Below are 9328 nucleotides of genomic sequence, written 5' to 3'. Positions count from 1 at the left end.
CGGGGCGGTGCGCGCCGCCCGGCAAGGTTTCACCAGCTCGGCGACTGACGCGGCAAGCACCGCGTCGAAGCCATTACGGAGTGAGCGCCTGCCAACGCTGCCCGGATTCCGGTCTGCAAGCCGAACGTACCGCCCGCAGGACTGGAGCCGCCTAATCCGCCTCCGGATTCCGCCGCCGCAGCAGATAGATGTCGAACAGCCAGCCCTTTTCGGCGCGCGCCTGCCGCGCCTTTTCGGCAAGTTCGGGCGCCAGTGTCTGCAGGTCGCCGGCGACGAGCGTCTCGTCCGGCGTGCCGAGGTAGGCGCCCCAGTAGATGTCGAGCGGCTCGCCGGCGTAGCGGGTGAAAGCGCAATTGGAATCGAGCATCACCACCGCGTTGTCCACCTCGGCCAGCGGCGCACGCTCAAGCGCGCGCGGCGTCGTCACGGTGAAGGCGCCGCCGACGCGGTTGAGCGGAATGCGGTGCTTCTCGGCCAGCGCCTGCACGCTGGTGATGCCGGGGATGACCGCGTAGTCGAACTGCGCCAGTCCGCGCGCGAGGATGTCCTGCACGATGCTCAGCGTGCCGTCGTAAAGCGCCGGATCGCCCCAGATGAGGAAGGCACCGGTCTGCCCGTCTGCCAGTTCGTCGTTGATCAGACCGGCGATGATCGCCGCCTTGTCGTCGTACCAGTCGCGCACGCCGGCTTCGTACCCCTGCTCGGCACTGCGCGCCGGGCTGCGCGCGACGACGCAGCGATAGCGGCCGGGCTCGGCGTATTCGGCGAGGATGTCGTTGCGCACGCGCAGCAACTCTTCCTTGCCGCGGCCTTCCTTTTCGAGAAAGAAGAAGACGTCGCTGCGGCGGATCGCCTTGATCGCCTGCATCGTCAGGTAGTCGGGGTGGCCGGGGCCGATCCCGATGAGGAGGAGCGTTTTCATCGTCAGCGAAGAAATGTGCGAGAAGGCGGTGAAGGGCAGACAGCCGGCGGTGATGGTCGCCGGAGCGCAACGAGCAAGCGCAGGCTTTGCTGCACGCGGACGGCGCATCCTGCACCGCCTGCGGCGTTCCAGGCAGGGCCGCCGGCAGCGGACGGTCGCGTATAATAGCCGGTTTTTTCGGGACGCTCCGATGATCGACTACAGCCGCGACGCGCACGATATCTATCGCCAGTCCTTCGCCATCATCCGCGCCGAAGCAAGGCTCGAGCGCATTCCCGACGACCTCGAAAAGCTCGCGGTCCGCGTCGCCCATTCCTGCGGCATGCCTGACGTGGTCGACGATCTGGTCTTCTCGCCCGGCGCCGGCGCCAGCGGCCGTGCCGCGCTCGCTGCCGGTGCGCCGATCCTGTGCGACGCCCAGATGGTCGCCAACGGCGTCACCCGCTCGCGCATCCCGGCCGGCAACGAAGTCATCTGTACGCTCAACGACCCGCAAGTGCCCGAACTTGCGCGCCAGCTCGGCACCACGCGCTCGGCTGCGGCGCTTGAGCTGTGGCGGCCGAAGCTCGCCGGCGCCGTGGTGGCGATCGGCAACGCGCCGACCGCACTGTTCCGCCTGCTTGAAATGATCGATGCCGGCGCACCAAAGCCGGCGCTGATCCTCGGCTTCCCGGTCGGCTTCGTCGGTGCCGCCGAGTCGAAGGACGAACTCGCTGCCAACCCGCGCGGCGTTCCTTTCGTCATCGTGCGCGGTCGTCGCGGCGGCAGCGCGATGGCGGCGGCGGCGCTCAACGCGCTCGGCACGGAGCACGAGTGATGTCCGACGCTGCTCCCGCTGGCCACAGCAAGACGGGCCGCCTGTTCGGCCTTGGCGTCGGCCCCGGTGATCCCGAACTGATCACGCTGAAGGCCTTGCGCCGCCTGCGCGAGGCGCCGGTGGTGGCGCACTTCGCTGCGCGCGGCAAGGCCGGCAACGCGCTCACCATCATCGAGGGCTACCTCGCGCCCGAGCAGTGCGTGCAGCCGCTGATCTACCCGGTGACCACCGAGAACCTGCCGCCGCCGTTCTGCTACGAGACGGCGCTGGCCAACTTCTACGACGAGTCGGCGGCGGTCGTCGCCGCACACCTCGACGCCGGCCGCGACGTGGCGGTGGTGTGCGAAGGTGATCCCTTCCTCTACGGCTCGTTCATGTACCTGCACGACCGCCTGGCCGAGCGTTACGAAACCGAGGTGACGCCAGGCGTCTGCGCCATGCTCGGCTGTGCCTCGGTGCTCGGCACGCCGCTGGTGTACCGCAACCAGACGCTGAGCGTGATCTCGGGCGTGCTGCCGGCCGACGAACTGAAGCGCCGTCTCGCCGACAGCGACGCGGCGGCGATCATGAAGCTCGGCAGCAACTTCGCCAAGGTGCGCGGCGTGCTCACCGAACTCGGCCTGCTCGAGCGTGCGCACTACGTCGAGCGCGCCACCATGGCTAATCAGCGTATCGCGCCGCTGGCCGGCATCGACCCGGCTACTGTCCCGTACTTCGCGATGATCCTCGTTCCCGGCGCGCGGTGGGCGGCGTGAGCGACGCTCGGCGCGGCCGCCTCTCGGTCGTCGGCCTCGGGCCGGGATCGGAAGGCTTGCTGGCGCCGGACGCGGCGGCGGCATTCCGCGACGCCGACGACCTGATCGGCTATTTCCCCTACGTCGACATGGCGGTCCGCCTCGCCGGGCCGCTCAAGGCGACGCTGCACGCTTCCGACAACCGCGTCGAGATGGATCGTGCGCGCCACGCCTTCGACCTCGCCGCCAGCGGGCGCAAGGTGGTCGTGGTGTCGTCGGGCGATCCCGGCATCTTCGCCATGGCGACGGCGGTGATCGAGGCGCTGCACGCGGAGTGCGAGGCTGCTGGCAACGCTGCCGACAACTCCAGCGGCGAATCCTGCGGCGATTTCTCCAGCAACGCCGCCGGCGAACGCGCCGCGACGTGGCGCGCGGTCGAGCTCGTCATCGTTCCCGGCATCTCGGCGGCGCAGGCCGCCGCCTCGCGCGTCGGCGCGCCGCTCGGCCACGATTTCTGCGTGCTGTCGCTGTCCGACAACCTCAAGCCCTGGGAGCTGATCGAGCGCCGGCTCGAACTTGCCGCCAGCGCCGATCTGGTGCTGGCGCTGTACAACCCGATCTCGAAGGCACGCCCGTGGCAGCTCGGCCGCGCTTTCGATCTGCTGCGCCGCCATCTGCCGGCGACGACGCCGGTCGTCCTCGGCCGCGACGTCGGCCGTCCGGCCGAGCGCCTCATCGTCACCACGCTCGGCGAGGTGACGCCGGCGCAGGTGGACATGCGCACTGTGGTCATCGTCGGCTCGTCGCAGACGCGCGCCTTCCCGCGCGGCGACGGTTCCCTCTGGGTCTATACGCCGCGCTGGTACGAAGCCGCGCCGGCGGGCGAAGCGGGTTCTCCGGAGGCTTCGGGCGACGGCGCCGCCGGCGCCTGAACGCCAGCGCCTGCGCTTCGGCGTATGAGCTGATACGTCTTTCTGCGGGTCCGTTTGCCGGCGTTCGCGTTTCGGCGCCGGCTTCCCGGCCGTGCGTCCGGCGGTTTCAGTCCTCCGGCCGGTGGCAGACGGCCTCGAGGTTGTGGCCGTCCGGGCCGATGACAAAAGCGCCGTAATAGTTCGGATGGTAGTGCGGGCGCAGCCCCGGCGCGCCGTTGTCGCGGCCGCCAGCGGCGAGCGCGGCGGCGTAGAAGGCATCCACCTGCGCGCGCGTCTCGGCGGCGAAAGCCAGATGCAGCGGTGCCGGCGGTACCGTCGCCGGTACCAGCCACAAGGACGGCTTGCCGTGGCGGCCCATGCCGATGCCGAACGGCCCCTGCATGGCGACCGCGACGCCAAGCGGCGCCAGCGCCTGCAGGAAGAAAGCCTCGCTGGCGGGCAGATCGCTGACGCCGAGTGAGAGGTGATCGAACATGGTCGTTTTCCTTTCGGGAAGTTTCGGGGCTAGTTGCCAGCGCGCGCGGCGATCCACTGCGCCGCGGCAGCGACCGTCGCTACCGTCGGCGAATCGGGTTGTGGCGGGCGCCGGCGCATCAGTACGCGGACGCCGAGTTCGCGCGCGGCGGCGAGCTTGGCGTCGGTGGCGTCGCCGCCGCTGTTCTTGCAGACGATCGTGTCGATGGCATGGCGGACGAGCAGTTCGCGCTCGTCGGCGAGCGTGAACGGTCCGCGCGCCAGCAGCAGCTCGGCGCTGGCGAAGGGCGGCATCGGGTCGGGCGGATCGACGCTGCGGATGAGGAAGTGCACGCCGTCGAGTGCGGCGAAGGGCGCCAGTTCCTGCCGGCCGAGCGCGAGCAGCACGCGCCGCGCCGGTGGCGCGGCAGCGAGCTGCGCCACCGCTGTCGGCCAGTCGTCCACCTCGCTCCAGCGGTCGCCCGGTCCCGCTTGCCAGGCCGGGCGTTCGAGCCGCAGCAGCGGCACGCCGGCGGCAGCGCAGGCGGTGGCGGCATGCCAGCGCATCTGCCCGGCGAAGGGGTGCGTCGCGTCGACCACGGCGTCGATGCTTTCGCGGTGCAGATAGGCGACGAGGCCGTCGCTGCCGCCGAAACCGCCGATGCGGTATTCGCCCGCCGGCAGCCGTGGCTGCGCGGTGCGCCCGGCGAGCGAGCTGATCACGCGCCGGCCGCAGCCGCCACTGTCGCCGCTGCCGTGCAGGGCTTCGGCCAGCTGGTAGGCCTCGCTGGTGCCGCCGAGGATGAGGACGGTGAACATGGCGCGTCGTTGCAATGGACAAGGCGCCGATTGTACTGCGGGCAGGTTCGCCCGCCGCGGGCTGCAGCTTGCCGGCACGACGGCCGCCGGGTGGACCATGGAGCGCGCTGGCGCACGCTCAGAACTTCTCCGGCCGGAGGACGACGACGTCCTGGACGAAGGCGACCATGGCGTAGTCGGCGAAATAGTGCTGCTGCAGGTGCTCGAGCAGCGCCTCGGCGCGCTCGCGCCGGCAGATGACTTCGATGCGTACGTTAGCCGCTTCGCCCCAGGCGGCGTCGCGCACGCCGCGTTGTCCGCGGCCGCGCGCGTCGGAGACGGTGCAGCCGGGGGCGCCCAGGCGCGCGAAGTCGCGCAGCAGCGTGTCCTCGAGCGCCGCTTCGGTGATGACGGTGAGCAGTCCGCGCGTTTCCCGGGGCGCTGTCATGGCGATTCTCCGATGAAATAGGTAGCCAGCTGGTGGTACAGCGGAATGCCGACCAGCAGGTTGAAGGGGAAGGTGATGCCGAGCGAGGCGGCGAGCGACAGCGCCGGGTTCGCCTCCGGAACGGCCAGACGCATCGCTGCTGGTACGGCGATGTACGAGGCGCTGGCGGCGAGCACGGTGAGCAGCGTCACGCCGCCCGGCGACAGACCGAGCGCGATGCCGGTGCCCAGCCCGAGCAGCGCCGAGAACAGTGGCATGGCGATGCCGAAGCCGGCGAGGAACAGCCCGCGCTGGCGCAGCGCGCCGAACTGGCGGCTGACGATCAGGCCCATTTCGAGCAGAAACAGCGCCAGCGCGCCCTTGAACAGGTCGTAGAAGACGCTCTTCACCGGCGCCAGACCGTCCGGGCCGGCGGCCCAGCCGATGGCCATGCCGCCGAGCAGCAGCGTCACGCCCTTGCCGAGGAAGGTCTCGTGCGCCAGCCGGCGCCAGTCGGTGTCGCGGCGGATGCCGCGCGCGAGCACGATGCCGACGAGGATCGCCGGCACCTCCATCACGGCGAGGAAGACCGCCAGCTGCGATTCGAAGGGAATGCTGCGCGTCGCCAGCCAGTTGAGGGCGACAGCGAAGGTGGCGACGCTGACCGAACCGTAGTGCGCCGCCGTCGCCGCCGCATTGGCGCGGTCGAAGCCGCCAGCGGCGCGCAGCAGGGCGAAGGCGATCAGCGTCTGTGCGATACCGAGCACGATCACTGCGCCGAGTTGCGGCAGCAGCGGCAGCAGCGCCTGCTTGGCCAGCCCTTCGCCGCCCTTGAGGCCGATCGCCAGCAGCAGGAAGACCGACAGCGTTTCGTACAAGGCCGCCGGCAGCTTCAGTTCGGAACGCGCCAGACCGGCGACAAGACCGAAGAGGAAGAAGAGGACGACGACGTCGCTCATGCCGCGATTCCGCGACTGTGCATCGATTTCTGCCGCCAATCCGTCGGCGCCGACGCGCCGGGCGGCATCAAGGGCAAAGCGGCTGGCCGCGCCGTGTCACGATCAGCACGCATGCGCTGCCGGCAGTGGATTCGCGGCGCCGGCTGGCAGCACTTGCCCGCTTCATCGCGACTCCGCGCGTGCAAGCCGGGTTTCACCCCCGCTGCCGATGGACTGATGCACCGCCAGCGCCGTTTCAACCGCAGTCGCAGCTTCGCTGCCGAGAACGGTGAAATGCCCCATTTTCCGGCCTGGTCTGGCGTCTGGTTTGCCATAGAGATGCAGCTTCAGGTTGGGTACCGCGAGCAGTTTCCGCCAGTCGGGTTCACGCGCGGCTTCCTCGCCGTCGCCGTACCAAAGATCGCCGAGCAGGTTGACCATCACCGCCGCCGAATGGCGACGCGGGTCGCCCAGCGGCAGGCCGCACAGCGCGCGCACCTGCTGCTCGAACTGGCTGGTGGCGCAGGCATCGAGCGTGTAATGGCCGGAGTTGTGCGGCCGCGGCGCCATTTCGTTGATGTAGATGCGCTTGCCGACGACGAAGAACTCGACCGCCAGCACGCCGACGTAGTCCATGCGCTGTGCCAGTTCGACGGCGAGTCGCTCGGCCGCTGCCGCCTCGCCGGCGCGGGCGTGGGGGACGAAGGAGACGTCGAGGATGCCCCGCCGATGCAGGTTCTCGGCCGCGGCAAAGCAGCGGACTTCGCCGTTCTCGTCGCGCGCCAGCACCACCGACAACTCGCGTTCCAGCTCCAGTTTCTTTTCCAGCACGCAGGGCTCGAAGCCGAAACGTACGAAGGCCTCGCGCGCCTGCGCGCGATTGTCGACGACGACCTGCCCCTTGCCGTCGTAGCCGAAGCGCGCCACCTTGAGGATGCCAGGGAACAGATCGGCATCGGCGAGCTGCACGTCTTCCGCGCAGCGAATCTCGGCATAGGGCGCAAGCGGCAGGCCGAAACGCCTGAGGAAGGCCTTTTCCGCACAGCGGTTCTGGCAAATGGAAACGGCCTCGGCGCCGGGCCTCACCGGCAGCGAGCGCGCGAGCCAGGCGAGTGAGCCAGCCGGAACGTTTTCAAACTCGGTGGAGATCGCAGCGCAAGTGGCTGCCATGTGGTCGAGCGCCGCCGGATCGTCGTAGGCGGCGGCCAGATGCTGGTCGGCGATGCGGCCGGCCGGGCTGTCGGGGTCGGGGTCGAGCACAACGACCCGATAGCCGAGTTCATGCGCCGCACTGACGAAGAAGCGGCCGAGTTGCCCGCCGCCGAGCAAGCCGAGGGTGGCTGGTGGCAGGATCATTGCGGCAAGGCCAGCTTCATCGCCAGCACCTTTTCGGTCTGGGTACGGCGGAAGGCGTCGAGGCGCGCCGCCAGTGCCGCGTCGCCGGCGGCGAGCAGGGCGACGGCGAACAGTGCCGCGTTGGCAGCGCCCGCTTCGCCGATGGCGAAGGTGGCGACCGGAATGCCGCGCGGCATCTGCACGATCGAGAGCAGCGAATCCTGCCCGGCGAGCGCCTTCGATTGCACCGGCACGCCGAGCACCGGCAGCGGCGTCTTCGCCGCCAGCATTCCCGGCAGGTGCGCCGCGCCGCCGGCGCCGGCGATGATCGCGCGCAGGCCGCGCTCGCGGGCCGTGGCCGCGTACTCGAACATCAGATCGGGCGTGCGGTGCGCCGAGACGACGCGCGCCTCGTAGGGAACGGCGAAGTCTCCGAGGATCCACGCCGCCGCCTGCAGCGTCGGCCAGTCCGAGTCCGAGCCCATGACGATGCCGATCAGTGGCGACGCCTTGGCGGCGCGCGTCATGCGGCGGCTCCTGCAGCAGCTTCCGGGCTGAACGGCGGTCCGCCGGGGTGGTCCTGGCGGCGATTGAGGCGGCGGTCGAGCGTGCGCCCGGCGCGTTCGGTGGCGCGATCGATGGCGACGAGGAGCTCGGCCTGCGTGTCCTCGATGACGATGGCGGGAGCACCCTTGAGGCGCACTTCGATGCTGCACTCCTTATCGACGCCGCCGCGCGGGCCATTGACGTCGGCGAGGCGGACGACGACGCGGCTGATCTTGTCCAGACCGTGATTCAGCGCGTAGGCAAGGCGCCGTGAAATGTGGTCCCTCACCTCGTTGCTGAGCGGGAACCCTTGCGCATGCATCTGTATGTTCATGGAAATCCTCTTTGTGCGGGTGGTGGAGCACCGATTATCGGCGCCTTGAAGAATCGAAAAAAACAGATAATATTTAGTGAAAAGATAAAAAAATACGAACAATTGGGGGCCGCGATGCTGAACTACAAACACCTGCATTACTTTCTCGCCGTCGCCCGCGCCGGCGGCGTCATCCGCGCCGCCGAACGCCTGCACCTGACGCCGCAGACGCTCTCCGGCCAGATCGCGCAGTTCGAGGAGCGGCTCGGCGTCGCGCTGTTCCAGCGCGCCGGGCGGCGGCTGGAGCTGACCGAGGCCGGGCGGCTGGCGCAGTCCTACGCCGAGGAAATCTTCCAGACCGGCGCCGAGCTCGAAGACCTGCTGCGCCACGGCGCCGAGGAGCGCTTCGTCACCTTCCGCGTCGGCATTTCCGACGTGCTGCCGAAGTTCACCGCGCACCGCCTGCTGGCACCGGTGCTGGCGCTGCCGGAAGCGGTGCGCCTCGTCTGTCAGGAAGACCGTCTCGACCGCCTGCTCGCCGATCTGGCGATCCACCGCCTCGACATGGTGCTGTCCGACCGACCGATGCCGCCGGGGACGGAAATCAAGGGCTACAGCCACCTGCTCGGCGAATCGGCGGTGGCTTTCATGGCGGCGCCGGCGCTCGCCGAACGTCTCGGTCCGGGCTTCCCGGCGTGCATGAACGGCGCACCGCTGCTCCTGCCCGGTGGTGACAGTGCGCTGCACGCCAGCCTGCCGCGCTGGCTCGAACGGCAGGGCTTGCACCTGCGCATCGTCGGCGAGTTCGCCGACAGCGCGCTGATGAAAGCCTTCGGCGAGGCCGGTGCCGGCGTCTTCCCGGTGCCGGCGGCGAGCGTCGCCGAGGTGCAGGCGCACTATCAGGTGCGCAAGCTCGGCGAGACGAACGAGTTGCGCGAACGCTTTTTCCTGATTTCGGCCGAGCGCCGGCTGACCCACCCAGCGGCGCGCGCCGTCAGCGAGCAGGCGCGCAGCGGCCTGTTCGCGCCGCTTGCCGCGGTGACCGGCGCAGCCGCTGCCTCCCTGGCGCCGGCTGGCGACGCGGCCAAGGACTAGCCTCGCCGGCGGCGGCCG

General features: G+C 69.8%; 12 protein-coding genes. 4 read left to right on the top strand and 8 right to left on the bottom strand.

Annotated elements, in window-relative coordinates:
* Positions 1-151 precede the first annotated feature (151 nt).
* On the bottom strand, positions 152-1030 hold the full coding sequence (cobF, locus tag GGD90_RS17280) for a precorrin-6A synthase (deacetylating) (RefSeq protein WP_221227820.1): 879 nt from the start codon (positions 1028-1030) through the stop codon (positions 152-154).
* Between the two features lie 82 nt (positions 1031-1112).
* On the opposite strand from cobF, the gene GGD90_RS17275 reads away from it, so the two are divergent.
* Genes GGD90_RS17275 through GGD90_RS17265 form a run of 3 tightly spaced genes read left to right on the top strand, consistent with a single transcriptional unit; the run spans position 1113 to position 3405 of the window.
* Positions 1113-1739 (top strand): precorrin-8X methylmutase, encoded by a 627-nt coding sequence (locus tag GGD90_RS17275; RefSeq protein ID WP_153116311.1) that lies wholly within the window; start codon positions 1113-1115, stop codon positions 1737-1739.
* Positions 1739-2494 carry a precorrin-2 C(20)-methyltransferase gene (locus tag GGD90_RS17270; protein ID WP_153116310.1) on the top strand — a complete coding sequence of 252 codons (756 nt, stop codon included), beginning with the start codon at positions 1739-1741 and terminating at the stop codon, positions 2492-2494. Before GGD90_RS17275 ends, GGD90_RS17270 begins: the two co-directional genes overlap by 1 nt.
* Positions 2491-3405, top strand: a complete 915-nt coding sequence (locus GGD90_RS17265) for a precorrin-3B C(17)-methyltransferase (protein WP_153116309.1) — start codon at positions 2491-2493, stop codon at positions 3403-3405. Before GGD90_RS17270 ends, GGD90_RS17265 begins: the two co-directional genes overlap by 4 nt.
* Positions 3406-3511: 106 nt before the next feature.
* Here the strand turns inward: GGD90_RS17265 and GGD90_RS17260 are convergent, their stop codons facing one another.
* The 7 genes from GGD90_RS17260 to GGD90_RS17230 all read right to left on the bottom strand — a co-directional run bounded on the left by GGD90_RS17260 (position 3512) and on the right by GGD90_RS17230 (position 8236).
* The gene (locus GGD90_RS17260; RefSeq protein WP_153116308.1) at positions 3512-3880 is read right to left on the bottom strand and encodes a VOC family protein; all 369 of its coding nucleotides are present in this window, start codon (positions 3878-3880) and stop codon (positions 3512-3514) included.
* Positions 3881-3909: 29 nt separating this feature from the next.
* Positions 3910-4677, bottom strand: a complete 768-nt coding sequence (locus GGD90_RS17255; protein WP_153116307.1) for a cobalt-precorrin-6A reductase — start codon at positions 4675-4677, stop codon at positions 3910-3912.
* Between the two features lie 118 nt (positions 4678-4795).
* A complete protein-coding gene (locus GGD90_RS17250; protein ID WP_153116306.1) occupies positions 4796-5104 on the bottom strand; it encodes a DUF3240 family protein in 309 nt (102 codons plus the stop codon).
* Positions 5101-6042 carry a sodium-dependent bicarbonate transport family permease gene (locus GGD90_RS17245; RefSeq protein WP_153116305.1) on the bottom strand — a complete coding sequence of 314 codons (942 nt, stop codon included), beginning with the start codon at positions 6040-6042 and terminating at the stop codon, positions 5101-5103. Before GGD90_RS17245 ends, GGD90_RS17250 begins: the two co-directional genes overlap by 4 nt.
* Positions 6043-6204: 162 nt before the next feature.
* Entirely contained in the window at positions 6205-7377 is a 1173-nt protein-coding gene (locus tag GGD90_RS17240) for a 5-(carboxyamino)imidazole ribonucleotide synthase (RefSeq protein WP_153116304.1), read from the bottom strand.
* Positions 7374-7883, bottom strand: a complete 510-nt coding sequence (gene purE, locus GGD90_RS17235) for a 5-(carboxyamino)imidazole ribonucleotide mutase (protein ID WP_153116303.1) — start codon at positions 7881-7883, stop codon at positions 7374-7376. Before purE ends, GGD90_RS17240 begins: the two co-directional genes overlap by 4 nt.
* Positions 7880-8236 (bottom strand): HPF/RaiA family ribosome-associated protein, encoded by a 357-nt coding sequence (locus tag GGD90_RS17230; RefSeq protein WP_153116302.1) that lies wholly within the window; start codon positions 8234-8236, stop codon positions 7880-7882. Before GGD90_RS17230 ends, purE begins: the two co-directional genes overlap by 4 nt.
* A gap of 114 nt (positions 8237-8350) precedes the next feature.
* Here GGD90_RS17230 and nhaR point away from each other — a divergent pair, with 114 nt between their 5' ends.
* Positions 8351-9310, top strand: a complete 960-nt coding sequence (gene nhaR / locus GGD90_RS17225; RefSeq protein WP_153116301.1) for a transcriptional activator NhaR — start codon at positions 8351-8353, stop codon at positions 9308-9310.
* The last annotated feature ends 18 nt before the right edge of the window (positions 9311-9328 follow it).

The sequence above is a fragment of the Rhodocyclus tenuis genome, assembly GCF_014197755.1.
Classification (GTDB): domain Bacteria; phylum Pseudomonadota; class Gammaproteobacteria; order Burkholderiales; family Rhodocyclaceae; genus Rhodocyclus; species Rhodocyclus tenuis.
The sequence above is the reverse complement of the archived record's forward strand: the minus strand, read 5'-3'. Positions and strand labels throughout refer to the sequence as shown.